Source organism: Bradyrhizobium uaiense, assembly GCF_010811875.1.
GTDB lineage: Bacteria > Pseudomonadota > Alphaproteobacteria > Rhizobiales > Xanthobacteraceae > Bradyrhizobium > Bradyrhizobium uaiense.
This window is the reverse complement of sequence record NZ_VKHP01000144.1, coordinates 1-23,722: the sequence shown is the minus strand read 5'-3', so window position 1 is coordinate 23,722 and position 23,722 is coordinate 1. Positions and strand designations below refer to the sequence as shown.

Sequence of the window (23,722 nt, the reverse complement as noted above, 5' to 3'; positions counted from 1 at the left end):
TCCGGGAGATCGCGCCAGGGAGACCCCGTACGCACGATCCACAGCACTCCTTCAACGAACATTCGGTTGTCGCGCCCGGTCGAGCCCTTCTGATCCGGGCGCCCTATGATCAACGGCGCCATCCGCTCCCACGCTGAGCTGCATGGAACCTCCAAGCACGTACCGGACGTTCAACTCGCGGCCGACTTGCCGTACGTCGATTGCTTTGCCCTTGTACGAGAACGCGCTGTTCCGGGCGATTACGAACAAGCCACTGATGCGCGACAAGTCTGTCGTTAAGTTCTCGGTTACACCATCGACGAAATAGTCCTGTTCGGGATCGCCGCTGAGGTTGGCGAATGGCAGCACAACGATGGAAAGACGAGGCGGTGAAAGCGCGCTCGGTTCCGTGCGGTGAGACCGTGTCGTTGGGCCGGGTTCATCCCAGGTCACAGCATAGGTCCGGACCGGGCGGGTGATGTTTTTGAAGTTCTGATCGCCCAAATCGACGAACTCAACACCGACCTTGCCTCGCACTTGATCGTAGGCAGAAGACGAGATGCAGATGCCGCCAGGCTCTGCGAAACCTTCAAGCCGCGCCGCAATGTTAACGCCGTCCCCGAATATGTCATGGGCCTCGACGATTACGTCGCCGATGTTGACTCCCACGCGGAAGGCAACGCACCTTTCTTTCTTCTCTTGGATTGTTAGTTCCTTGATGCGGGTCTGAAACTGTACGGCGGCTCGGACAGCCTCAACCGAGCTTGTAAACTCCGCCAAGAACCCATCGCCAGTGTTCTTCACGATACGTCCGCCGTGTTCAGCGATTGCTGGCACAACAGTGTCCGCCAAGAGCGCTGTCAATTTGGCGCGTGTCGCCTCTTCGTCATCGTGCATGAGCCGCGAATAGCCAGCCACATCGGCGGCCAATATCGCCGACAACCTGCGCTCGACAGGGAATGGCCGCTCCTGCACCATGGCTCTCAACCCAACCGACGAAACATTGTACGACGGATCGGGAGACCGGGCCACGCTGCTAATGTCGCCTGATGGGCCGCCCAAAGCGGACATGCAGCTAAGTCGGCTTCAACGTCGGCTTCGGGAACAGGAGCGGACGCGACGAATTTATGAGTAGGCGGCCGGCACCGCCGCACCGGCAGGCGTGGTTGCCGGTCCACGGCTGGTCCGGGTGGTTCTCACAGACCCAGCCGGTATCGTCGCACAGGATGCATGTCGGCTCGGTCATCGCATCAGCCCGCATCGGAAGCCTACCTACAGGTGAGGTCGTCACTCAGCAGCTGCTTTATGTGTTCGGCCTGTTCCTTCGTGAGCTTCTCGGCGAATGGGCCGTTTTTCTTCAGCTGCGCCGGCCCTTTGAGTTCGCGATCATAAACCATCCAGTCATCGGTACCTCCTTTGCGAACGAAGAACCGAGCCTGTTGAGGTGCTGTGTAGTTCAACTATGCCTCCTCAATTGTGGTCCACCCGTCTCAAAAACAAGCGCCGGGCGACCGCTTATTCCCGAACGGGGACATTGAAGTCCCCGGCCGCAATTAGTCAGCACGTCTCATGCCATCGAGGATCGCGTTATTCGCGACGGTCGCGCCGGCTGAACATGCCGCGGAGGGTCATCGGCGAGTTTGCACTTCGGGCAGGGCGCTTTTGCCGCCGTCGCACCGGCAACGACGTGTCTTGAGCGCATCAGTCATGGACAAGAAGCAACCTTAATGACCGAAATCCTTTGACTGATCACGGGCCAGACGTTTCCGTGAAAGCCATGTTTAACGTCATACTTGCCCTTTTCATTATTGTGAGCGTTGGCGTTTTGATTGCCCACGCCATAGATGCGTTGCGGTCCGGAGGGACTCTTCCACCTGGAACGCGCCGGAACACAAAACTCAAATGAACGCGGCGCGCTACTACCTTTGCGCCACGCACCAATTGCGAATTCCGCTAGATCAAGCTTGGGAAAGGAATAACTTCATAGGCGGTGGTTGGCCGCCCTCACCACCCAGACCGCCGTAGCCCCGCTCATCCCTCGAGCTGGAGCTGCGTCGGCCCATGGACGTTGGAATGATGCGAAGTCGCCCTGACTGGTTCACCATAGCCGGATGCGTCGTGATCGCGCTGGCATCACTGGCTATCGTCGCCGTGTTCGTTTTTTGAACCACCCGCGCCTGAGCTTACTCAATCACCGCATCAGCCTAAATAACTCGAGCACATCTGCAAGCCGCAGCTTGGCGCCCTTCGGCATGTGCTGAAGAAGCAGATGTGCGGTATCCGCGGCGATCTCGTCCCGCTTGAGCGGACTATCCTCGGCATGGAACGGCCGCATCTTGTCGGCGAACTGGCGGGCAACCTCGGGCGGGATTTCGAGGGGCTTTCGGATGATCGGCATGCCCGAGAGATAGATATCGAAGGCCGGTTTGGCGAATCGAAACGAGGTGGCCCCAGCAACCCTTGGAGGCCCGGGGGCGATTGCTGGGGCCACATGGCCAGTCCCGCGTCAGTCGAGATTGGTCAACTTGATCGCACACCGAATAGGGAGTCGAGACAAGCTCTAGCCATGGGGGGCATCGCGATGTTGCGGCAACGCGACAATATTGCCACTTGCCTCCTCCTACAGATTCACATGCGATATTGTCCGTTGCCTCTGCGGCGTGGGAGGTTGAGCGGCGAGGGGATTTCTTTTGCCGGCTAAACAATGGTCCGATGAGGACGAGCAACGATTGCTTCAGATGATACGAGAAACCGCTATGACGCAGCGGGACATTGCTCACGTGCTGGGACGCACGGAGGCGGCGGTCAGTAGCCGGCTTTCAATCATCAGAAAGCGGGGGTCTAGCGCTGCTCGCCCGCGAGGCACAACGCCGTCTGCTTAAAATACACGCAGACGGCGTTGCATCTAGTCCCAGGAAGGTGATTGCAAAATCCTGACGGCTGATAGTACGAGCCAGCGCGCCAAAGGTTCGCAAATTCAGGCGCGTTATGCGGAAGTACTCCCTAAGAGGCAGGAGAGCCGCAAGATTGGGCGAACAGGCAGTTCGCCAAAAATGAAGCGGCCCCAACCAGGGGGCCGCCAGCCCGAGCAGATACGGGTTTTCTTCCAGCCGTTGGGGGGGCGATTGAAAGGCCGGAAGCGATGGTTCGACGCTTTGCCCTCTCGATGGTTCCTTGCCGCCGGGGCCGATCATTTGGTTAGTGCGACGTCGCTCCCCGCCTGCTTCATCCTCACGAACGTTCCGCTCTCGTGGTACTTGAGCCAGCCGGTGCTCGGCGGGAGACGCTGCAATGAATTGTGTCGCTCACCAATCGAAGCGGACCGAGTACCGCTGCTTCAGCCTCAGTTCGGTGGTTTTTGCCGATATGAGGACCTGCGCCCCATCAGCGCCATCACGCATGACGGGCACCAAAGTCCAATCAGTACCGGAGGGGTTGATTTCGACGTGGCAGACATGCTCTCCGCCCGGGAGACTGCGCAACTCGCGCAGAGCGATGAGTTCAAGATCTTTGGCGCATGCCATTGTGACGGGCACGGGAGTGCTCCTGGGCCGCTTATCCCGGTATTAACTCGGGCTGCTCCGTGCCGTTCCTAGGCATTGGGCCAGCGATCCGTTGCGCTGAGGCGCGGCCCCGCGCGATAGATCATTGCCATCCAGCCGCTGGCGGTCTGTTGCTGACGGGGCGCTGAAAGCAAACTAGGAATTGATCTTCTGTTCGATGTGAGCGTTCACAGCCTCAGCAAATCTTCGCTGGTCTCCAATCACAGCATTGAGCTGTGTCAGCACGTCGTCTTGGAGCAAGCGTAGGCCGCTCTTTCGTGCCCCAGGCAGGGTGACATCCCAGTATTCGTTGACCGCTCTCTCAGCCAACGGAACGCCGTTCATGTCGCCCTTAGCGATCAATCGGCGAAGGATGCTTTGGCAGTTTCCAAGTGCGGCATCGGTCGAATATGCGTCTCGAGTCGAGGTAATTCGTCAGTTTTACTGCGGTGGCCGGCAGGGGGGTAGTAGTAAACCAGCTCCCGGAGCATATTTGCTTTATGGGACGGTGGCTAAAGGGAGCGTTGATCATTCTCGGCGCGTGCGCCGGATGGATGGTCATCAACTACTTGATCTTCGAAGCTGATGACGACGATGTCGCTCAAATCATCGTCCCGCATAACCCCCATCCCGTTCGCCAAACGGATGATTGATATCGCGACGCCTTCTAGTGAACTCCGTTCACCCACCGTCGCTCAGGTCGTGAGACGGATTGCCAATCACGGTCTGGTCAAGATCACGTATCTGGACTCGTATCTTGCCATCTGCGTCCGCCAGAGGTCCCAAATTACCCGCGTGACAATCGCCGCAGATCCAGACCGGCGGCCCCTCTGGCAAAGTGCCTCGTCGTTGAGCGTCTAGCCACTCATAGAACTTGACGGTGCTTCCGCGAACATAAGCGTGCGCTGAGCGTGCCATCTTCAGCGTTTGTTGTGTTTTTAGAATGCCTTGCCGCGTTGAATCCGGATTGCTCACCAAACCTCCCGCACAGTCCGAAATCGGGTTCCGGCAGGTGGAACTACATGAACGCCCTAAAGTTCCGCTGGTTTAACGATACCGCACGCGTTATGTTGGGTTATCTCGTCCTACGCCCCCGCGGCGCGGCGGCAAGCGTTAGCCCAAGAACCTTTGCTCTGAGCCGCACCGCGGCTGCGCTTCGGTTCATCTCCACCGCAACCTCGGCGGCATAACGGCCTTCAGCGATGAGCTTTTGCAGAGTGCCGTCTTCAGCGGGATCCCAGGGTCGGTTCTTCGGCATCGTGGTGCAAATCAGTCTTTGAGGCCAATTCGTACTGGTGAGCCTTCTCCAGCAGTGCGTCTCTGATCGGACCGGGCGGAAGAAGAGCGGCCTGTCTTCGTGCTTCGCGTGCACATTCAGAGCTGACTTCTTGCTCTTTCGTCATGGCTCGCCTCCAGCTCCTTGCGGACGGCCGCAGCAGAATTTCCGACTTTATCGACCGCCTTACGAAGCTCTTCCTTTGAGACACCGAGCGCACGAGCCCAGCACTTCATTTGATCAGGCGCATGCAGATTGATCTTTGAACGCTCGAACTGATCTTTCTTCGTAAGGCCGTCCATTCCCGATAACTCGGGCTCGGGCGCTGCGTTCCTAAGTAGGAACTGGCGGGCCGACTCATTGTGTTCATCCGAGCAGGAGTTGGCCGAGAAGGCAAAGGCAGCATGAAACGACCGGGTTCACCGATCGGCAAAAAGAACGCGCGAAAGGCCAACCCAGAGTACAAGCGCCGTTCGCGTCAGCCTTGGACCGATAAGGAAGTAAGCCAGCTTCGATCGCACACAAAGCGAATACTCCCACAGGTGTCATCAGCCTTAGGATGGAAAGACCGAAGGCGTCGATCGCGAGTAAAGCGCAGCGCGAGGGCATCTCGCTCCGGCTGATCAACCGCTCGCCCTACAATCGTCGTAAGAAGACCGCGCGGCGCTAGCTCTTGGAGGGCGGGGTCTCCGAGAAAACCCCGCTCACATCGGGCTCCTCCAGACCCTGATCAATGTCGTCGGAGCTGTTACACGCGCATCTCATGCCTGCGCCACACTGGCAACCACGGGGGTCTTTTGTCCAGGCCAGGTGCGGATGGTTTTCGCAGACCCAGCCCAGACCGCCGCAGATCGGACAATTGGGGTTGATCATGCCGCGAGCAGACGCTGGTAGCGCCGATAAGCGTCAATGGCATTATTGAGATGATCACGCACGTTTCAGAGACGATGCGTCCTTCGTCGCCTCAACAATTCCTGACCGTTGGTCTACCGCGTGGGCTCAAACCTACTAGTAGGGATATTCGGTACGTCGCCCATATAGCTGCAAGATGAACTGAGTGCAGGGGACGCTGCTGACCTTGTTCACCCGCATCAATGTATTGATCGACGAAGGAGGCGCTTTCGACTTGCGCAATAGCGTGGCTCTTTTCAGTACCGCACGAGTGTTCTACGGAACCGAATTGATCGGCCGGTGTTTCTGTAGATTATGTCCTAACCCGTGGGGTCAGGATAGGATCGGCATGGACACCTCAAACCGCTTCGAAGCCGCACAGACCACCGACGGTCGCTACCGTCTTCTCGTCGAAGCGATCACTGATTACGCGATCTACATGCTGGATCGCGAGGGTCGCGTGACCAGTTGGAATCCCGGCGCCAGGCGCTTCAAGGGGTATGAGGCGGATGAGATTATCGGTCGACATTTCTCGACCTTTTACACAGATGCTGAACGGTCGCAGAACGTGCCTGCCAAAGCGCTGGCAGAGGCCGAGCGTACCGGTCATTTCGAGCGCGAAGGCTGGCGCGTTCGCAAGGACGGCTCGCAGTTCTGGGCGCATGTTGTCATCGACGCGATCCGCTCGCCTGAGGGAGAGCTTGTCGGCTTCGCCAAAATCACCCGCGACTTGACCGAGCGAAGGGCTGCCGAGACAAAGCTGCGCGAAAGCGAAGAACAGTTCCGATTGCTGGTCCAAAGTGTTACCGACTACGCCATCTTCATGCTGGATACCAGCGGCCACGTGGCGAGTTGGAACGCGGGTGCGCAGCACATCAAAGGGTATGCCCCTGAAGAGATCATAGGCCGGCACTTTTCCGACTTCTACACGGAAGCCGACCGCGCCGCTGGGCTGCCGCGGATTGGCCTGGAGACGGCAACGCAAACCGGGCGCTGGGAGCACGAAGGTCAACGGGTCCGAAAGGACGGTACTGTGTTCTGGGCACACGTCGTGATCGACGCCATCCGGGACGACGCAGGCACGCTCCTCGGCTTTGCCAAGGTTACACGAGACGTCACCGAACGGCGCGAGGCGGAAGCCGCACTGCAAGCTGCGCGGGCGACCATGATCCGGTCGCAGAAACTGGAGGCGATCGGGCAGCTCACCGGTGGCGTTGCTCACGACTTCAATAACTTGCTCCAGGTCATCGGTGGAAACCTGCAACTGCTCAGCAAAGACATAGCTGGCAATGCTCGGGCCGAGATGCGGGTCCAAAACGCCCTTGGCGGTGTCGCGCGCGGCTCGAAACTTGCCTCTCAATTGCTTGCCTTCGCGAGGCGACAGCCGCTGGAGCCAAGAGTTGTGAACGCCGGCCGTCTAATCAAGAACATGGACGAGATGCTTCGTCGCGCCCTCGGTGGAGAGATCGAAGTCGAAACGGTGGTCGCGGGTGGACTGTGGAACAGCCTGGTCGATCCAGATCAACTGGAAAATGCGGTCTTGAACCTCGCAATCAACGCTCGCGACGCGATGAATGGCGAAGGCCGGCTCACGATCGAGGCAAGCAATGCCTTCCTCGACGACGAATATGCCCGCCAGCATGACGAATTGTCTGCGGGGCAATACGTGATGATCGCGGTAACCGATACTGGCATCGGAATTCCGCCGGACATTCTGGAACGGGTCTATGAACCATTTTTCACAACCAAGACGGAGGACAAGGGCACGGGCCTGGGTCTCGCTATGGTTTACGGATTTCTCAAGCAGTCCGGTGGACACGTCAAAATCTACAGCGAGGTAGGTGCCGGAACAACCGTGAAGCTGTACTTCCCACGAGCGGTAGCAAGCGAAGACACTCTGGTCGGAGCTCCGACCGGTGAAGTTCAAGGCGGAGAGGAAGCCATCCTCGTGGTTGAGGATGACGACGAGGTTCGCGAGGTCGCGGTCTCGATGCTTACTGAGCTCGGCTACCGCGTGATCAAGGCGCGAGATGCAGCGAGCGCACTCGTCGTCGTTGACAGCGGCATTCCGATAAACCTGATATTTACCGACGTCATGATGCCCGGCAGCCTGCGTAGCCCGGACTTGGCGCGAAAGGCCAAGGAGCGATTGCCCAATGTCGCCGTACTATTCACATCCGGCTATACGCAGAACGCCATCGTGCACGGCGGACGGCTCGATCCCGGGGTGGAGCTGCTGGCCAAGCCTTACAGGCGCGAGGCGCTTGCGCGAAAAATCAGACATGTATTGGCGAATCAGGCTCAAAGGCGCGTGGCTCAAGGAGCTCAACACTCGGCCAATGCAAAGACTATTAAGGATGCGATCGTGTTGCTCGTCGAAGACGACGCGCTCATTCGCCTAACGACGACGGAGATGCTGAGCGGCATCGGATGCGAGGTAAAAGAGGCCACCACGGCACAGGAGGCCCTGAAGATTCTTGATGAGCAACCTGTGGACATTTTACTTACGGATGTCGGCCTTCCTGGAGTCTCTGGGCTGCAGCTCGCAAGGGACGCGCAGGCGCGTCGGCCCGATCTACGCTTGGTTCTCGCGACAGGTGACAGCGGAGTAAAAGCTGAAGCCGCACGACTGGGCGCGATATTAATCGTGAAGCCTTACACCCCAGAGTCTCTCCGCCAGGGGTTGGAAAATGCGATGAAGAACCGTCGCTGACTCGATTGGACTCGCTTGATAGCTGACCGCCCGATGTAAATAAGTGATAGCAGACATCTCCCGGGATGGGAGCAAGAAGGCGGCAGCGCGTGAGCCCCAACTCCATTAGAAGCCGACTCCGTAACGGCGGTGATTTACCGAGTGAAGGCGGCCGACACCATGACACGCGGACCGGAATTGCGAATGCCAGACGCGCCCGTAAAATTATAGTGTTGTTGGAGTTCGTTGGTTGACCCCAAGGCTCACTGCAACGAGCGGGACGGCACTGCTGGATTGAGTTTGAGCGCGCGACTGTCTACGTACCTCTGACTACTCACGAAGAGCGTTGCGACAAACAATAGAGCAAAGGAAGCCGTAGTGAGCTGCGAAGACATTTGATGACCTCTATGCAGTCCCGATAGCCGCGAGCATCAAGAACATATAAACCGCCGTGATAGCCAGACCGAATGTTCGTGCTTCCTTGCGGCCATCCATCTCTTCAACTCCGTTAGTTGTCCCCCGAATGAACCCGGTGAGCGACGCGCTGTTCCAATCAAATCGAGAACAGGTGGCAATTTTGTCTGTTGAGTTCAAACAGGCTTAACGGCCTGATGCTTTGGAGGAGGACTCGCTGAAATTGAAGGCCGCTATTGCCGCTGCAATCATTACTGCGTTCGGTGCGCCGTCATTTGCTGCTGAAGCATTCTATGCTGTGCAGGACGCCAAGACCAAAAAAATGTACCATCACCGAGACGAAGCCGACATCGACTGAAACGACTGTGGTGAGCGGCGACACTATCTACAAGGCCAGGGCCGAAGCTGAAACCGGCATGAAGACCGTCAAGGTCTGCACGTCAAACTAAATTGGAAAGCCGGGACCATAGCCTGACACCTGACCCACAATTCAGCCTTAGGTTATCCGCCCGCAAGAGCCGCTCTGTTAACCCAGTGGTGGCTTTCTTGCTCGGACAAGGAGCGAGCCGAGTATCATCCCCCGTAAATTGGCGTGAACACCAAAGAGGCCACTGCGTTCTTCGACCACTAACGTCGGAAACAGGCCAGCACGCGCATGTCGGCTTCGGGTCAAAACGGATGTTCAGCGCTCCGGCCGACACGTCAGCCAAAGGCCAACAGCGGCTTTACGCGCCATTCTAGCCGATCTCGCCGAAAAGGTCCGTATTCGGAATAACTTATGCGATAGCCTAACTGGAGGTAACACTCCCCTGCCGTCCGCCGCGACCGCAGCATCGTGGGTAATACCAGCAACACGCGCTTCGGAAACGCAGCTGGCAGTATGCAAAAGCGGCCTCGTTTGAGGTACAATGTCCTAACGTAGCCATCTCGTCGTTAACTGACGGCCGTCCTGGACAGAGGCGATGGCGTGAGCGAGGGGCGGATTTTGGACGATCGTTTGGATGGACTTAGTCGGGTCGCGCTTGCCGCGTTGGTCGACGCCATCCCACAACTTGCGTGGATCGCGGACGCCTCCGGCGAAAGGTATTGGTACAATCGCCGTTGGTACGAGTACACAGGCACTGATTTCGAACAGATGCGAGGCTGGGGTTGGCGGAAGGTTCATCACCCCGAGCATGTGGACCGCGTCGTTGCGAAAATGAAAGCGTCATTCAAAACCGGAACGCCGTGGGAAGACACGTTTCCATTGCGGAGTAAGGACGGCACCTATCGGTGGTTTCTCGCCCAAGCTCTCCCCTTTCGTGATGCCGGGGGCGAGATAATTCGTTGGTGTGGGACGAACACGGATATTACCGAGCGCAGAGAGATCGAAAGCGCGCTTCGGGATACGGAAGAGGAGCTGAACTTACTTGCCTCGATCGTCCACTCAAGCGACGACATCATCGTAAGCAAAACTCTCGATGGCATCATCTCGAGCTGGAACGAGGGTGCCGAACGCGTGTTCGGTTACATGGCGGCGGAGGCAATCGGACAGCCCATCACAATCGTCATTCCGGAAAGCCGGCATGCTGAGGAACGGGAAATACTGTCGAAGGTACGGAGAGGAGAACGCATCGAACATTTCGAGACAATTCGTCAGCGTAAAGACGGTACTCAGATTGTGGTCTCTTTGACTATTTCTCCTATCAAGAACAAAGCGGGCGTTATCATCGGCGCTTCTAAGATCGCTCGCGACATTACCGAGCAGAAACGAATACAGGAGCGAATTTCCGTACTTGCACGGGAGGCCGAACACCGAAGCAAGAATGTGCTCGCCAATGTGAGCGCTATGGTCAATCTGTCGCGGGCCGATTCTGTCGATGAACTAAAACAGTCGGTGCAGGGACGCATCCAGGCTCTCGCGAACGTTCATTCGCTTTTTGCAGCGAGTCGCTGGACCGGAGCGGAACTGACGCTGATCCTCAAGCAGGAGATGGCCCCTTATTCATTTGGCGTGAATGATCGCGTTCGCACGAACGGACCTCAAGTATTACTTGAACCGGACCTGGCGCAAGCGATTGCCATTGTCGTCCATGAATTGGTGACGAACGCGTCTAAATACGGCGCCCTATCTACAAGCCACGGCTGTATTGACGTGACGTGGTCCGATTCCGACCGGAAGTTGCAGCTTGTCTGGGCTGAGAGCAATGGTCCGAAAGTGGAGGCGCCGAGCCATACAGGTTTTGGCAGCAAAATCATTCAGGTAATGGCTGTCGAGCGAAAGGGAGCCGTGACTTTTGATTGGCGTCCCGAGGGTATGGTATGCCGGATTAGTTTTCCGCTTTGATCGTATGTCGGCGACGGCCGGCTCCTCAAGGTACGCTCACGGATCTTTCGAGCTCAATGTGAAGCGCAGCGACGAGCGTTCTGCGATCACCTAGCCGGTAAAGCTGAGCAGGGCGCTGTAGTGTCAAGGCGCAGGAATATCCCAATCAGGCAAATGCTGCCTCGCGTTCAGGGAGAGCATGATTGCACGTCTGCTGCCCTTGTGGCGTGGACCGTTCTTCGGTGATGACGGCGAAGCTAGACAGTCGCGCGGGTCCAAAGGTCGTCGATATAGCAACGTCCGCAGCATCGCGGCCTCGCGCAATCACAATGCGACCGATGCGCGGATGATTGTGTCGAGCATCGAAGGTGTACCATCGGCCACCAAGATAGGCTTCAAACCAAGCACTGAAGTCCATTGGGGCAGGATCTTTTGGGACGCCAATGTCGCCGAGATAACCCGTGCAATAACGAGCAGGAATGTTCAGGCATCGACAAAGTGTGATGGCCAGATGAGCAAAATCCCGGCATACGCCTCGTTGTTCGTCATGCCCTTCGGCGGCTGTTCGATGCATCGCGCATGGTGATAGCCGAACTCGAGCCGGTTATGGACATAGTCACAGACGGCCTGCACCCGTTGCCAGCCGCCGATGATGGTGCCGAACTGAGACCAAGCAAAATCGCTCATCTTTTGCGTATCGCAGTAGCGGCTACCGAGCAGGTAGATTAACGCGTCGTCCGGCACTTGATCAATCTCGACCTGCCGAGCATCAGGGGCGATTTCATCCGGTCGGCCGCGATCCGAAATGATGAAGCGATTGTGTATTTCAATCAGGCCGGCTGGCGCGGTCAAGCGCGTGCATATATTGCCGAACGAATCACGATAATCGCGATGCGCGACATCGGGAGAAAAGCTGACTTTATGTTTGGTCAACAAGTCGGCGTGCCGCGACGGATGAACGGTAAGCATGAGGACCATGGGCACGTCTTGAAGGCAGTTGAAGGCTATATCGTAACCGGCTTCGATTTCCATGGTCTTGCCTCATCGCGTTGATGAGCAATAAGTTGGATCAACGCAGCGGGTTCCAAATCCAATGTGCTGAAAAGACAGGCAAGCCCGCCCCGCCGGGCGGGGACCGACAACCGGCTGTTCGCGCTTGGCGCTTGAGCTACAATAAGCTCAGTCGACAATATTCACGGTCCACCATACGACGACGTGTCACTATCAGAATCCTGTTCGGCTGGTCAGCATCAGCTTTTGTTTCCATAACATCGGATAGGCGAACAACCGCACGACCCTGCGACTGGACATTGAAATCCGAGCTGGCTTCGGACGAGGCGTAGGTCAGGTCACTCAGCCCGGTTCTGAAAAGATTCTGAAAAGGGTAGAGAATCGATCTACAGCCTGCTCCCGCAAAAGACTTGATCTCACCCTACGCCCGAACGGCACTCATTCGCTTGATTTAGGGGAGACGTCGGGGTTGGTATTACGATGGACATCGCTTTCTTGTTCCCGTTCTTGATCGCGAGAGCCTTGAAGGCCTTCGCCTCATCGAGATTGCCTAGCCGTCCAGCCGCGGTAGCAGCGGTAAGAGCAGCGTTGGCCGTCAGACGACGCATGTCAGTTGGAAGGTTTGGATTGGATGATCGCGCCTTCGTAGCGGCGTCCACAGCGTGTTTGGCCAATAGCTGCCGGTTCGCTTCCTCATCGAACGGAGCAAGCTTCGCTAGCATGGCCAGCTCTTGGGCCCTTTCCACGAAAGTCTGTCCAACGAGTGCTATCGAATAGTCTGCGAAATCCGTGTCCGTGTGTTCGAGCCCGCTGATGCGAAGGGCCGCCTCGGGAAAGGCAGCCGCAAATCGCAACTCGAACTCCAATACGAACAGTCGACAGGGGCATTTTGAGCGCAACGAGACTCGGTTGGAGCAATTCCGCTGTCCAGCGCCCGCAAGCCGCCGCGTCGCGTTTCCGACGGTGGCCCCGAAAGCACGAAGTCATGATGATCCGGTATTAGGGCGCAAACGCCACGAGCGTAATAATGAAGATCAATATTGCGCTGCTGAAAGCTGCAACACCAAGGCAGATGCGCCCTGGCATTGAATAAGATTCGAGGCGTGGCTGTTCGAACATTTGCGCGCTCCACTGCGTTGGAGAGGGCGGGAGCGCGGTGACAGCGATCTCATCACCGATAGATACCTAGAGCCGTGCGGTGATGGTTCGAGTCTGCCAGCTCATTTACGCCAGCGCGACAATTAACTTTCGCTTCAAGCCCGGAACGATCGGAATATGGCTCAAAAGTCTAAAGATGCCAATTTCTCATCCGCAGCTAAATCTCCTCCAGCACCACCTGTTCAAGCTCTAGCGCCGCAACGCACGCGAGGAAGAAGATCGCCGTAAACGATCCGCGTTTGAGCTTCATGTTGATCCTGGCCTCTGCTTCCTCTTTCCAGTCAGCATCGCACTGCCGAGAACACTGATGGTCGCGCCGTCCAAATTCTAAAAGTTCTCCGCAGCCCTTCGAGATTTAAGCGACCGCCACCGGCCGAGCTTCGCGCATGACGCGCGAGGACCCCATGGGGGTAGGGGCGCCTCAATTGGGCGACGTGCGAGTTAGGAACTTGTGTTCACTTTGTAACTTAACCCCCACTGCAACGAGGCGGGTGGGCGGGCCCCATGGAACACAAACTTGACCGGCTGAAAGCCCGTTCACTTACAGCAGTAGCACTGAGCACCTGTGTACTCGTCGCAAGCCTCGCCATGCTCATATTGAGATAAACGGCCGCCTCAGTTGGCGGCCATCTTTCATTCCGGCGGTTCACGGTAACCGAAGGCGGCCGGAAATGAGCGCCCCAAACAATAAGTCCCAGCGCCCTGGGGAGGAGCGCTGGGACTGATGGCGAGGGCGGGCCGTGGGGGGCGGAATATCGCCGTCGCCGATTGCCTAATCTTCCCGACACTGAATCGTTCCTATCGCGGCCTGTAGTGAGCGGAGTATCGGCACGAAACTCCGTATTTTCCCGGAATCCCGCAAGGTTGTTGAAGACTTTAATCTAGCTCTTGCCGGGGCTAGATTTCATCACGAACCGATACTCGGACAAACCGGCAAGGGGCCGCGCGTGAAGCGGCCCCTTTCGATTTCAGTAGCCGGCTTTGATTTGGCGAGTGGCCGATGTCTGACAGTACCTCAGCTGGGGTCTGGATCCAGAATTTAGGGGCACGAAAAGGGTGTCCTGTTCGGCCGAGTCTTTCAGGTATTGCTCTTCCGGTGCCCCTCAAGCGGCGTCCACATCTACGTCGGTCGCGGCTTCTGAAGCGTCAAGTATCGCCTTCTGAGGCATTGGTCTTGTAGCCAGGCAACTCTGCTTCGACCGCATCGCACGCCGCTTTGATTGCACCGGCTACCCGGCATAGATCACTTTTGCTTTGGCGGCGGCTTCGGCGGCGCGCTCGCTCGATACGGTCGCAGCAGCATCCGCTAACGGCGGTACCCGATGCGTTCGGCAGTCATACGGGCTGCATCGTGAAGTCGCGGCGGTGACCTAGCTGGTACTTCTCGCCATTCTTGTATTCGAAGCCGGGGTCAACCACCTTCATCGGTTGGCCAAATGACATAGCGGCGACCCACCTGGCTCTCCAATGCAACGAACTTGCGATCCAGCATCGTACCGCGAGGGCGCGTGGCCAGCGCGCATACGTGCCCTCGATTGGGGCAGCGCTCTCACCCGGGTTCAGGACGTTTCGCTCTGGCGAGTCGCCTTTTGCGATGCGGTAGATATGATCCTGAATCTTTGGACCAAGGATGTCGGGATCAAGCTTCGAATCGTGATCGAACAGTTTGTCATTATTCGATCAGAAGCGGCTCGTCCTGAATGGACGAGCCGCTTCGGCGCGCGAGAGCGTTGCTGCAGCTCGGGCGGCGGTTGTGACAGTTGTGACAGTGCGTAGCCAAGAGTTGGCTCTATGGCTTTGGGCTTGGTGAAGGTGTGGGCGAGGGTGGCTGAGGCGCCGGCGCTGGTTGATCCAGAGAGGTGATTGGCTGATCCGTGCCATTATGCGGAATGCAGGTCCCGGCATTCGCAAGTTTTCCGGCGGCTTCCTCTCGAGCTCGGCGGTGGTGGCGGCCGCGGCGCTTGTCGAATTCGTCGTTATCCATCATCGAGCGTTGACTCAAGGCGCTGTAGGCGTTCGCATAAGTCTGTCGCAGCTGCTCCTCAGCGGTCAAGCAATCGGAGAGCTTCTCGAACACAAGATCGGTTTGAACCGGCGCCACGCCACCAACCAATACGACTAGAATCCATTTCATGTCGTCGCGATCCCAATATTCGAGCCTGCCCCGCAAACGCTGAGGGAATTGAGGAGTTCCAGTTAGGTCTTATGGCTCTTTGAGCGTTTCATCGACAATGCCCTGCGGCTTTTACTTGTAAAAGTAATCAAAGACATCGGATGCATGCCGGCTTACTCATAAGTCCTCCCGGACACCGCGAAAGAACGGATGCCGCACCTTGCCCTCGGCTGATTTCGCGCGGTACTCAATCTCGGCGAGCAGCTTCGGCTCGACCCAGATCCCTTTGTGCCTGATGCGCTTGGTATAGGGCTGCGTCTTCCGGATCAGCGGGGTCAGGCGCTGGCGAAGGTCGGCGGCTGAGGCCTTGTCGAAACCATGATCGACCTTGCCGGCGTAGAGCAGGTCGTCGCCCTGCCTGCGGCCGACATAAATGCCGTCCCAATCGTTGCCGTCGAGCGCAAAGCCCGCAATGGTTAGCGTCTCGCGTTGAGCGCAGGTCTTCTTCACCCAGTCGCGGCTGCGGGTGCCGGTCGGATAGACACTGTCGGCGACCTTCGACACGACGCCCTCATAGCCGAGCTCGCAGGCATGGTCGAACATCTTGGGGCCGTCGACCTCGAAGCTTTCGCTAAATTGGACGGCGGTGCCGGCGACAAGCTTTTTGAGCACAGCCTTGCGCTCCTTCAGGGGCAATTTCCGCAGATCGCGGCCGTTGAGATAGAGCAGATCGAAGGCGACTAGCACGATCCTCCTGGAATTGCCGCGCAGCTCGTTCTGCAGGACGGCGAAGTCGGTGGTGCCATCTGTAGCCGGAACGACGATCTCGCCATCAATAATCGCGGATGCGGCGGAGATGTGCCAGGCGTCGCCGGCGACTTTCTTGAAGCGCTTGGTCCAGTCGTGGCCGCGGCGGGTGAAGATGGTCACAGTTTCGTTCGTGAGATGGGTCTGGACGCGATAACCATCAAACTTGATCTCGTGGACCCAGCGAGAGCCGCTCGGCACCTTCTCGATCGGTGATGCTAGAGCCGGCGCAATGAAGCCGGGAAAGAGCGCCTTCGCTCCGATCGCCTCGGGCTTCCTCCGCTGAAACGCCACAACGCAACTCCACAAACAATGAGCTGATTCAAACGGGCTTGGTCGCAATCGTTCCGGTCCGCAATTGGAACTGGCGACCTTACCTTGCGTTTTGCCAGATTGGCAAAGACAGCGAAGAAGCGGCGGAAGTCGGCCTGACCCTGTGATAGGAGAGCCGCATGGATATGAAAGAAGCCTCGGCGATGACGGAAGCCTCGGGGCTAATCGAGCAGGAGGATGGCAGCGGTCAGACTTCCGAAGCGCCGCGTCGACAGTCCCAGCAGCCTTCGCAGGACGTCACGCTGCGCTGGGGCGAGCGGCTGCGTGAGGTTACCAGGAAGGCGCCGTTGCAGTCGCTCTTCGTCGCCTTCCTGATCGGCATCTGGGTCGCGCGGCGGCGCTAAGAATCCGCGAGCCGGCACGCCTCATGGCCACGAAGCTCAGGACGTTTCAGACCTCGCTGGGGCGCCGGGAGCAATCTCTTCCATCACGGCCTCGCCAAGGAGACGGGCGATCCGAACGTTGCCGAGCCAAGGGATATGCCCGCTATGCAGGCTAGGAACCAAGGCCGGTGAGTCGCTGTTCCCGGATTTGCCGCAAGGAATGCGGCGGATGAGGGAGGCCAGCATGGCAAAAAAGGCGAAAAGGCAAACGGCACGTGGCCGCAAGCAGGACAGGGTACGCGCTGGTGGGCAGGACTACGAGGTCAGCTACGAGGGGACAAAGACGGGGAGGTCTGCGGCCTCTGTGAAGAAAGCGGTCAAGAAGGTCGGCAATAGCCGCAAGCGCGTGGAGCGGCGGCTAGGATCAACAATGAAGAGGTCGCTAGGAACGAGGCCTTCGCGGTGAACGTTGGCAGCAGCTCCCTGATCTCTGATCTTGGTGTGGAGCTGCGCCCTGTTGTTGATCAGTCGATTGAACGAAAATGGTTGAGAGGCTCAGACCATATGTAGCCTTCGCGGTTGATGCGCAGGGCGTTGCTCGGGCCACCTACGAATTCACCAGCCATGGTGACGACGAGGCGAGGGAGAGGGCTGAGGGCTACCTGGACGCCCACGACATCGTCGAACTCTGGACCGATCATCGGCTAGTCATTCGTCTAAAGCGCACGCCCAAATGAATGTAACCTGACTGCGAATTTTGTCCGTCCTGAGAAGGACGTCGTTTCATGCTTCCCGTTTTTGCACCGCAGCGCGCTCGGCGGTGAGTAATTCCAGCGCTCGCATCATTTCCGGTGTCCAGCAGCCGCCGAGGAGCAACAGGCCTTGTGTAAGCTCCTCCTGCGTGCGCTCGCGCATCGCACATCGTGCTGCCCGATAAGCTGGCGGCTACCGACATCAGGTAATCGACGGTGAAAAGCGCGCCACATGAAAGCCCGACGCTCCATCGGGCCGAGACAATCCAGCGATCCGCCACCGGAATAACTGGAACTTCGGCCGAGCCGCCTCGTTGGCAGTGACTACCTGCGAACTGCTTGAGGAGGATACCATGAAGAAGCTGATCGTATGCGGCGCTCTGGCCGCTTTCGCCCTCGGCACCCAGGCCGTCAGCGCCGCCGAGTTCTACATCGTTCGCGACGCGACCACCAAGAAGTGTACCGTCGTCGACGCCAAGCCGACCACCACCACCACCACGACGGTCATCGGCGACGGCGTCTACAAGACCAAGACGGAAGCCGAGTCCGCCGTGAAGACCACCAAGGTCTGCACCGAGCAGTAATCGCTCACGGCTCTAGTCTGACTAGCCATTGGAGGAGAACATGCCTGTCTTGATTTTGTGGGCCGTTCCCGCGGTCCTCGTTGTCGGTGGCGTCGGCTATTTTCTGGTCCACATGCACTGAGCAAACAGATTTTTGACGAACGGCTCGTCCGGTACTCCGGGCGGCCCGCTTCCGTTTCAGCCGTCCCACCGAACGAGACTCTTCGATTGGCGTCACCTTCGAGCGACCAGCTCGCGATACCGGCTTTCGTATTCCCTCGCCATCCGACTGGCTCCGAAACGCTCTTCGAAGCGGGCGCGGACCCTTCTTCTATCCAGCCGTGCGGCCTCCTTGACGGCTCGGATCGCCTGCTCCTCGCCGTCTACGATAAAGCCGGTGATACCGTCCTCCACTACTTCCGGCACCGACCCGGAGCGATAGGCGATCACGGGCGTTCCGCATGCCATCGCCTCGATCATCACTAGGCCGAAGGGCTCGGGCCAATCGATTGGAAACAGCAAGGCGGCGGCACCCGCGAGGAACGGTTGCTTGCGGACTTCATCCACCTCGCCGACCAGCAGGATGTTCTCTCCGTCGATCTCGGGCTCGAGCTTCTTTTTGAAGTATCCTGTCTGCGCGCGAGGAATCTTGGCGGCGATCCGCAGCGGCATCCCGGCGGCACGCGCGATGCGCATGGCGTCTTCCGGGCCCTTCTCCACCGTGAGCCGCCCGAGAAAAGCCAGGTACGAACCCGATTCGTAGGAGGGCCCAAACAGATCCTTGGGTAATCCGTGCGGAATCGTCGCGATCCAGTGCGCGCCGGGAAGGGGTCGGCGCTGGTTGTCCGAAATGGATACGAATGGGGCCTCCGGAAACGCGCCGATCACGCCGGATAAGCCGGGTAGGTCAAGCCGGCCATGCATGGTCGTCAGAAACGGCACACCCGCGCGAGTCAAGACCGGCAGAGGCAACCAGTCGACATGCGAGTGGATCACATCGAATTCGCCTGCGCGCTCGGCGATGGCCTCGATCAGCAGCGCGCAGGCGGCGTTTGGATCGACGCCCTTCCGTCCCAGCCGCAACGCGCGCGGCCAGACAGCATGGAGCTTCCCCTCCGTCCTCGAATCTCCGCTCGCGAACAGGGTGACGTCGTGCCCGAGTTCGACCAGCTGATCCACCAGCCAGGCGATCACCCGCTCCGTGCCGCCATACAACTTTGGAGGAACACTCTCGGCCAATGGGGCAAGCTGGGCGATGCGCATCGATCAGTCACCAAAGATCACCCGTAAGCCGATCACGACGACCGCGGAGATGAGAAAGGCGATCGCGAGCAGCGTCCAAAAGAGCCTTGTACTCCCACGAGCTACGCGTACGACGAGCATTTTCATGTTCGTCATCATTCGTCTCGAGGAAGGCGGTGCAGGTAGGCAATCCCGAAGCCGGCGAGTTCTTCGGTATCGCTCTCACGCTCTTTCCTCTCCTTTGCAGGTATCGTTCAAGAAGGCAGCGCCGGCTGTCCTGCGGACCACCGTCAGGGTGGCGCGCCCGATAAACTGTCCAGGCGGTCTCCGTGGCATTCTTCAAGACGATATCGCCGACCATCGTCACGCTCCTGCGACCGATCCAATCATAGGCAACTCAAACGGTCAGCAAAGTTTCCTGTTTTTCCCGGTCACCCGCGATCAGACGTTCAGCGCGCTTTGGCTCGGGCCCGCTCGCGTGCCGCGCGACAGCGCTGCAGGCCTCATTGCCGGCACTGCCGTCGGGCAAGACTGGGGCAATATGGCGATTATCTCCACAACGCTGGACAACAGCAACCGGCTATGCGTTGGCGACCGTTCGCGGCCGGGAGATATTGGCTGCTCGTCCTATGCACCGCGACTACGGAGGGTGATATCAGCGTGACATGCAAACTGTCCGCGGTGAAGTTGTTCGGCGACGACAGTGGTTTTTGGCGGACTATCGAAATCCGACGTTCCGAGCTAGGCTCCTCTCCGGTAAAAAGCAGAGCTTCCGAAATAGTGGGTGTAGTGATGTCTGCACACCAAGCGGCGCGGCTAGGTGCTGTGCCTTGCAGCGCGAATTTCCGCACTGACTTAACATACTTAAAGTCGCGTTGTGCTGCCCTGTGTCAGGCTCTCGGTCCAGTCACAAAAAGGCAGGGGAGAGCGTGATGCGCGATGGCGAGACGGTGGCCGTGCTTCGCGCGGTGCTCGACGAGGTCTGCAGCGACGTCCCGCGCTCCGACACGACGCGGCGGACCAGTGCTGCATCTGGACTGCTGCAGGCCGTTCGCGAGGGGCGTTCGTCGATAGAAGAACTCAGGCGTGCCGGCCGGGCTGCCCAGCATGTGGCCCTAAACGTTCGCGGCCGAGATCGGTGCCGAAATATATGTCGACGCACACATCGTCGTAACCTGCTGCTCTCAAGGAGCATCAGCTTGATCAGCAGAACTACACTCGGACCCCGGCTCCGACATCTGAGCCGGGGTTTTCTTTGTCAAGTAGATGTGCGCGGCTCGGACGCCGCTGGGCTCAATCTGCAAAAAATCCTGGAGGCGATAGCGAGATGCTGGTCCGCGTAGGAACTTTGGCTTCGCGGGCAGATTGTCCGTACGTAGTGAGCGGAGGAGGTTTGTATGAACCAGTTGATTTATCTGGTGGGACTGATCGTGGTCATTCTCGCGATATTGTCGTTCTTCGGGTTGCGATAGGCGCGTCATGGATAACGAGCATGGGCTTGCCGTGTCCGCCGCGAACAGGACCGGCCTTCGGCTGCAGTGGAGCCCGGTCTTTGCCGGCGCACTCACGGCGTCGGCGCTAACGGCGATTCTGATCGGATTCGGTGCTGCCGTCGGCCTGGGTGTGAGTTCGAGTTCACCGTCGTGGCGCGATGCGTCGGCTGCGCTTGCGCTGCTATCCGGGCTGTACCTGATCTTGCAGGCACTGGTCAGCTTCGGCGTCGGCGGGTATATCGCCGGCCGAGCCCAGCGCGTGATCGGCGCGACACCGGCGGATATGATCGAAAGCCGCGACGGGCTTCATGGTCTGACGGCTTGGGCCCTCGCCGTCATCCTGGGAGCGACAATCGTCGCGCTGGTCGGCATGTCGACCGCGCGCCCGGTAGCCCAGAATCGGCCATCAGCGACGGCCGCAGAGCCACTCCTGAGCGCAGAGCTTGACCACCTATACCGGTCCGTGCGGCGCCCCGCCAACATCGACATCGGTTACGAGCGCGCCGAGGCGGGCCGTATCCTGCTGACCAGCTCGAGCCACAGCGGGATCAGCCCCGAAGATCACAGCTATCTGATCCAGCAGGTTGCTGCCACAACCGGCCTGGCTGCTGCCGAGGCGGAGAAGCGCGTCGACAACGTGATCGGAGATGCCAGGACCGCCATCCAGCGCTCGCGGCGCGGTGCCGTGATCCTGGCGTTCTCGATTGCAGCGGCGCTGGTGTTCGGCGCCGTCGCGGCGTGGACCGCGGCATGCGCGGGTGGCCGTCATCGCGACGGTGCCACGCTGCCGGAATGGATGGGTGGTAGGCCGACGACGGCCGTGCCGATCGTCTGAAGCAGTTGAACGTCCTTCAAGGGAGACAATGATGGCGACGATCTTGGTGATGGACCACTCCGGCGACACAAGGCAGCAGTTCGACCCGAACGACAGCGAGCAGCTCGCCTGGGCGAATGCGCGCTTCGCCGAGCTGACGGCGGAGGGCTATACCGCCGCAGTTCGGAGGTCCTCCGGCGAAGCCGCACTGGTTCGCACGCTTGATCCGGCCGCCGAGGAAACCTTGTTCTATCCCAGGCTGGTCGGCGGTTGACGCCATGATGGCTCGTCTGCCCGAGGTGGCGTTGTCGTCTGTGTTTCGGCGCGCCAGCAGCGCGCTATGCGCGACCGGGGCCGCGATCTGGGAGCGCTGGCAGGCCTATGAGCGGATAGAGGCGCGCGGAATTGCGCTGTTGTCCGCATGGCTCTCACCGGAGCAGCGATCGCAATTCGAGAAATACAAGCGCTTCGACGTCATCGGCTCAGAGTCGGGCAAGCGCTACCGCATTTGCTACGGGACATCGACCAACGTCTACGAGATGGACGGCCGGGATCGCGTCGTGCTGGGCTGGTGCTTCCGTCCCGTCGGTTCTCTGGTGCCAGGCGACGTCATGCTTGCCCAGAAGATCGCGCTGGAAACCAACGAGCGCGCGACGCTCATGGTGGCGCAGCCATTCCCGAGCACTCTTCCTCCGCGCGCAAGTCACGCTCCAGGTGGCTAGGCATTCGGCGCGCTGCAGACCATGCGTTCGGGAACGCGAGCTTCACAGCGGCGTTTGGCCTGCTTGTGGTGACCGGCCGGTCGCCATTGCCACAGGAAAGCCGATGACGCTCAATTTCGAAACGCTGAAGGCGACGCTGGTTCTTTACGGGCTCAACGCAGTGGTTGCCATCCTGCTGCTGGTTCTCGGTTGGTACGCCTCCGGCATCGCCGAGCGCTTTGTCTCGCGCGTACTTGCCGCAACGCACCGCATCGACGCCCTGGTCACGGTGTTCCTGTCCAGTCTTGCCCGCTATGCTGTGCTCGTAGTGGTCGGTATCGCCGTCTTGCAGCTGTTCGGCATCCAGACGGCAAGCCTCGTCGCGGTGCTCGGTGCCACGTCGCTGGCCATCGGGTTGGCCTTGCAGGGTACGCTATCGAACCTTGCCGCCGGCGTGATGCTGTTGTTGTTCAGGCCGTTCCGGATCGGCGATGACGTCGAGGTCGCCGGCAAGGCTGGCAAAGTGCAGGCCCTGTCGTTGTTCATGACCGAGTTGATTGCGGCCGACAACACCCAGATCCTGCTGCCCAATGGATCGGTGTGGGGCAGCGCAATCATCAATCACAGCACCTATCCCGGCACGGGCGAGGTGAAGGTGTCGTTTCCGGTCCGCGCCGGGCGTCCGATCGAGCGGATCGGCGAGCAGATTTTGAAACATCTGCGCGAGGATTCCCGGATCGAACCACGGCCTGTGCCCGAGGTGCACGTCTCCAAGGTGGTAGATATCTCCGATGCCGTGCATCCCATCGTTGAGCTGACGGTCAGCGCCAAGGCCAATCCGGCGGAGGCCGACGCGGTGAAGCAGCGGCTCATGGACCTCGTCAGCACGATGCTTGCTGACGCAAACGCCACCCGGCCCGAGCCGTCACGCGCGGCGGGGTAGGGAACGTCGATCATCCTTCCGGGTTGTCGGTTGCCGACTTGCAATGGATATCGCCAAGGATATCGCTATGGGCGCCAACTCCCGACCGTCTTCGCTGAGCTTGATCTTCCGCTCCTATCTCGGAGACTTACGACGGTGGATCGGGCATCTGGTGACCGGCTACGCGGTGGCGTGCGGGTTCATGCTGGTCGGCGCGATCTCGCTGCTGATTGCGATCGGGATTGGGGTCAGTGCGGCCTTCCACGCCCTCGAGGCGCGCTACGACGTCTGGATTGCATATGCGGTGGTGGGGGGTGCGTTTCTTGTCCTCGGGCTCGCGGGATTGGTGGCGGGGCGTGTAATGCTCGCGCGCCCGGGACCGGAAATACCG

21 protein-coding genes and 4 pseudogenes are annotated in these 23,722 nt (G+C 59.1%); 12 read left to right on the top strand and 13 right to left on the bottom strand.

All coding sequences use genetic code 11. The features are described 5' to 3' along the window. The 7 genes and pseudogenes from FNJ47_RS28805 to FNJ47_RS28775 all read right to left on the bottom strand — a co-directional run. The coding region (locus FNJ47_RS28805; protein WP_163159263.1) for a transposase at positions 1 to 122 on the bottom strand (122 nt) is incomplete at its 3' end. Positions 123 to 132: 10 nt separating this feature from the next. Next, positions 133 to 957 (bottom strand): annotated as a pseudogene (locus tag FNJ47_RS28800) (adenylate/guanylate cyclase domain-containing protein); the annotation flags it as partial. Between the two features lie 290 nt (positions 958 to 1,247). Beyond that, complete coding sequence (locus FNJ47_RS28795) at positions 1,248 to 1,439, bottom strand: hypothetical protein (protein WP_163159261.1); 192 nt, start codon at positions 1,437 to 1,439, stop codon at positions 1,248 to 1,250. A gap of 731 nt (positions 1,440 to 2,170) precedes the next feature. Further along, a complete protein-coding gene (locus FNJ47_RS28790; protein ID WP_163159259.1) occupies positions 2,171 to 2,377 on the bottom strand; it encodes a hypothetical protein in 207 nt (68 codons plus the stop codon). 907 nt (positions 2,378 to 3,284) lie between these two features. After that, positions 3,285 to 3,515 (bottom strand): hypothetical protein, encoded by a 231-nt coding sequence (locus tag FNJ47_RS28785; RefSeq protein ID WP_347341730.1) that lies wholly within the window; start codon positions 3,513 to 3,515, stop codon positions 3,285 to 3,287. Positions 3,516 to 4,217: 702 nt separating this feature from the next. Further along, positions 4,218 to 4,439 (bottom strand): annotated as a pseudogene (locus tag FNJ47_RS28780) (DUF2252 family protein); the annotation flags it as partial. Between the two features lie 456 nt (positions 4,440 to 4,895). Further along, on the bottom strand, positions 4,896 to 5,099 hold the full coding sequence (locus FNJ47_RS28775) for a DUF3606 domain-containing protein (RefSeq protein WP_163159257.1): 204 nt from the start codon (positions 5,097 to 5,099) through the stop codon (positions 4,896 to 4,898). Between the two features lie 938 nt (positions 5,100 to 6,037). Here FNJ47_RS28775 and FNJ47_RS28765 point away from each other — a divergent pair. From FNJ47_RS28765 to FNJ47_RS28755, 3 genes are all read left to right on the top strand, one after another. Further along, positions 6,038 to 8,401: a hybrid sensor histidine kinase/response regulator gene (locus tag FNJ47_RS28765; RefSeq protein WP_163159269.1), complete on the top strand. Its 2,364-nt coding sequence runs from the start codon at positions 6,038 to 6,040 to the stop codon at positions 8,399 to 8,401. Positions 8,402 to 9,017: 616 nt separating this feature from the next. Next, positions 9,018 to 9,152, top strand: a complete 135-nt coding sequence (locus FNJ47_RS54785; protein ID WP_430649423.1) for a hypothetical protein — start codon at positions 9,018 to 9,020, stop codon at positions 9,150 to 9,152. A 609-nt stretch (positions 9,153 to 9,761) separates the two neighbouring features. Continuing rightward, positions 9,762 to 11,120, top strand: coding sequence for a PAS domain S-box protein (locus FNJ47_RS28755; RefSeq protein WP_165445917.1), 1,359 nt, complete (start codon positions 9,762 to 9,764; stop codon positions 11,118 to 11,120). Between the two features lie 145 nt (positions 11,121 to 11,265). On the opposite strand, the pseudogene FNJ47_RS28750 reads toward FNJ47_RS28755, so the two are convergent. The 4 genes and pseudogenes from FNJ47_RS28750 to ligD all read right to left on the bottom strand — a co-directional run bounded on the left by FNJ47_RS28750 (position 11,266) and on the right by ligD (position 16,482). Next, positions 11,266 to 12,131, bottom strand: a pseudogene (locus tag FNJ47_RS28750) (transglutaminase-like domain-containing protein). A gap of 1,294 nt (positions 12,132 to 13,425) precedes the next feature. Next, a complete protein-coding gene (locus tag FNJ47_RS53985; RefSeq protein ID WP_347341731.1) occupies positions 13,426 to 13,623 on the bottom strand; it encodes a DUF6471 domain-containing protein in 198 nt (65 codons plus the stop codon). 1,434 nt (positions 13,624 to 15,057) lie between these two features. Beyond that, positions 15,058 to 15,402: a hypothetical protein gene (locus FNJ47_RS28745; RefSeq protein ID WP_163159255.1), complete on the bottom strand. Its 345-nt coding sequence runs from the start codon at positions 15,400 to 15,402 to the stop codon at positions 15,058 to 15,060. A gap of 156 nt (positions 15,403 to 15,558) precedes the next feature. After that, positions 15,559 to 16,482 carry a non-homologous end-joining DNA ligase gene (ligD, locus tag FNJ47_RS28740; protein WP_163159253.1) on the bottom strand — a complete coding sequence of 308 codons (924 nt, stop codon included), beginning with the start codon at positions 16,480 to 16,482 and terminating at the stop codon, positions 15,559 to 15,561. 158 nt (positions 16,483 to 16,640) lie between these two features. On the opposite strand from ligD, the gene FNJ47_RS28735 reads away from it, so the two are divergent. Together FNJ47_RS28735 and FNJ47_RS28730 are read left to right on the top strand one after the other, a co-directional pair. After that, complete coding sequence (locus tag FNJ47_RS28735; RefSeq protein WP_163159251.1) at positions 16,641 to 16,865, top strand: hypothetical protein; 225 nt, start codon at positions 16,641 to 16,643, stop codon at positions 16,863 to 16,865. A gap of 208 nt (positions 16,866 to 17,073) precedes the next feature. Continuing rightward, positions 17,074 to 17,310: a DUF3606 domain-containing protein gene (locus tag FNJ47_RS28730; protein WP_430649422.1), complete on the top strand. Its 237-nt coding sequence runs from the start codon at positions 17,074 to 17,076 to the stop codon at positions 17,308 to 17,310. Between the two features lie 317 nt (positions 17,311 to 17,627). On the opposite strand, the gene FNJ47_RS53315 is transcribed toward FNJ47_RS28730, so the two are convergent. Next, entirely contained in the window at positions 17,628 to 17,759 is a 132-nt protein-coding gene (locus FNJ47_RS53315; protein ID WP_283811306.1) for a hypothetical protein, read from the bottom strand. Positions 17,760 to 17,949: 190 nt separating this feature from the next. Here FNJ47_RS53315 and FNJ47_RS28725 point away from each other — a divergent pair, with 190 nt between their 5' ends. Then, on the top strand, positions 17,950 to 18,180 hold the full coding sequence (locus FNJ47_RS28725; protein ID WP_163159247.1) for a hypothetical protein: 231 nt from the start codon (positions 17,950 to 17,952) through the stop codon (positions 18,178 to 18,180). Between the two features lie 213 nt (positions 18,181 to 18,393). Here the strand turns inward: FNJ47_RS28725 and FNJ47_RS28720 are convergent, their stop codons facing one another. Next, entirely contained in the window at positions 18,394 to 19,422 is a 1,029-nt protein-coding gene (locus tag FNJ47_RS28720) for a glycosyltransferase family 4 protein (RefSeq protein ID WP_163159245.1), read from the bottom strand. Positions 19,423 to 19,546: 124 nt separating this feature from the next. On the opposite strand from FNJ47_RS28720, the gene FNJ47_RS28715 reads away from it, so the two are divergent. The 6 genes and pseudogenes from FNJ47_RS28715 to FNJ47_RS28690 all read left to right on the top strand — a co-directional run. Beyond that, complete coding sequence (locus FNJ47_RS28715) at positions 19,547 to 20,065, top strand: hypothetical protein (protein WP_163159243.1); 519 nt, start codon at positions 19,547 to 19,549, stop codon at positions 20,063 to 20,065. 815 nt (positions 20,066 to 20,880) lie between these two features. Then, positions 20,881 to 21,729, top strand: coding sequence for a hypothetical protein (locus tag FNJ47_RS28710; protein ID WP_163159241.1), 849 nt, complete (start codon positions 20,881 to 20,883; stop codon positions 21,727 to 21,729). Positions 21,730 to 21,760: 31 nt separating this feature from the next. Further along, positions 21,761 to 21,982: a hypothetical protein gene (locus FNJ47_RS28705; protein ID WP_163159239.1), complete on the top strand. Its 222-nt coding sequence runs from the start codon at positions 21,761 to 21,763 to the stop codon at positions 21,980 to 21,982. Between the two features lie 4 nt (positions 21,983 to 21,986). Continuing rightward, entirely contained in the window at positions 21,987 to 22,430 is a 444-nt protein-coding gene (locus FNJ47_RS28700; RefSeq protein WP_236000144.1) for a hypothetical protein, read from the top strand. 103 nt (positions 22,431 to 22,533) lie between these two features. After that, the gene (locus FNJ47_RS28695; protein ID WP_163159237.1) at positions 22,534 to 23,352 is read left to right on the top strand and encodes a mechanosensitive ion channel family protein; all 819 of its coding nucleotides are present in this window, start codon (positions 22,534 to 22,536) and stop codon (positions 23,350 to 23,352) included. A gap of 43 nt (positions 23,353 to 23,395) precedes the next feature. Further along, positions 23,396 to 23,722 (top strand): annotated as a pseudogene (locus FNJ47_RS28690) (phage holin family protein); the annotation flags it as partial.

Bases quoted from the DNA above. Each gene is read 5' to 3' on its own strand.
- FNJ47_RS28715 (WP_163159243.1), top strand. From the start codon at position 19,547: ATGTTCGTCATCATTCGTCTCGAGGAAGGCGGTGCAGGTAGGCAATCC.
- FNJ47_RS28745 (WP_163159255.1), bottom strand. From the start codon at position 15,402: ATGAAATGGATTCTAGTCGTATTGGTTGGTGGCGTGGCGCCGGTTCAA.
- FNJ47_RS28775 (WP_163159257.1), bottom strand. From the start codon at position 5,099: ATGGACGGCCTTACGAAGAAAGATCAGTTCGAGCGTTCAAAGATCAAT.
- FNJ47_RS28730 (WP_430649422.1), top strand. From the start codon at position 17,074: ATGAGGGAGGCCAGCATGGCAAAAAAGGCGAAAAGGCAAACGGCACGT.
- FNJ47_RS28720 (WP_163159245.1), bottom strand. From the start codon at position 19,422: ATGCGCATCGCCCAGCTTGCCCCATTGGCCGAGAGTGTTCCTCCAAAG.
- FNJ47_RS28765 (WP_163159269.1), top strand. From the start codon at position 6,038: ATGGACACCTCAAACCGCTTCGAAGCCGCACAGACCACCGACGGTCGC.
- FNJ47_RS28710 (WP_163159241.1), top strand. From the start codon at position 20,881: ATGGATAACGAGCATGGGCTTGCCGTGTCCGCCGCGAACAGGACCGGC.
- FNJ47_RS28790 (WP_163159259.1), bottom strand. From the start codon at position 2,377: ATGCCGATCATCCGAAAGCCCCTCGAAATCCCGCCCGAGGTTGCCCGC.
- FNJ47_RS28700 (WP_236000144.1), top strand. From the start codon at position 21,987: ATGATGGCTCGTCTGCCCGAGGTGGCGTTGTCGTCTGTGTTTCGGCGC.
- FNJ47_RS28725 (WP_163159247.1), top strand. From the start codon at position 17,950: ATGAAGAAGCTGATCGTATGCGGCGCTCTGGCCGCTTTCGCCCTCGGC.
- FNJ47_RS53315 (WP_283811306.1), bottom strand. From the start codon at position 17,759: ATGCGCGAGCGCACGCAGGAGGAGCTTACACAAGGCCTGTTGCTCCTC.
- FNJ47_RS28695 (WP_163159237.1), top strand. From the start codon at position 22,534: ATGACGCTCAATTTCGAAACGCTGAAGGCGACGCTGGTTCTTTACGGG.
- FNJ47_RS28705 (WP_163159239.1), top strand. From the start codon at position 21,761: ATGGCGACGATCTTGGTGATGGACCACTCCGGCGACACAAGGCAGCAG.
- FNJ47_RS28735 (WP_163159251.1), top strand. From the start codon at position 16,641: ATGGATATGAAAGAAGCCTCGGCGATGACGGAAGCCTCGGGGCTAATC.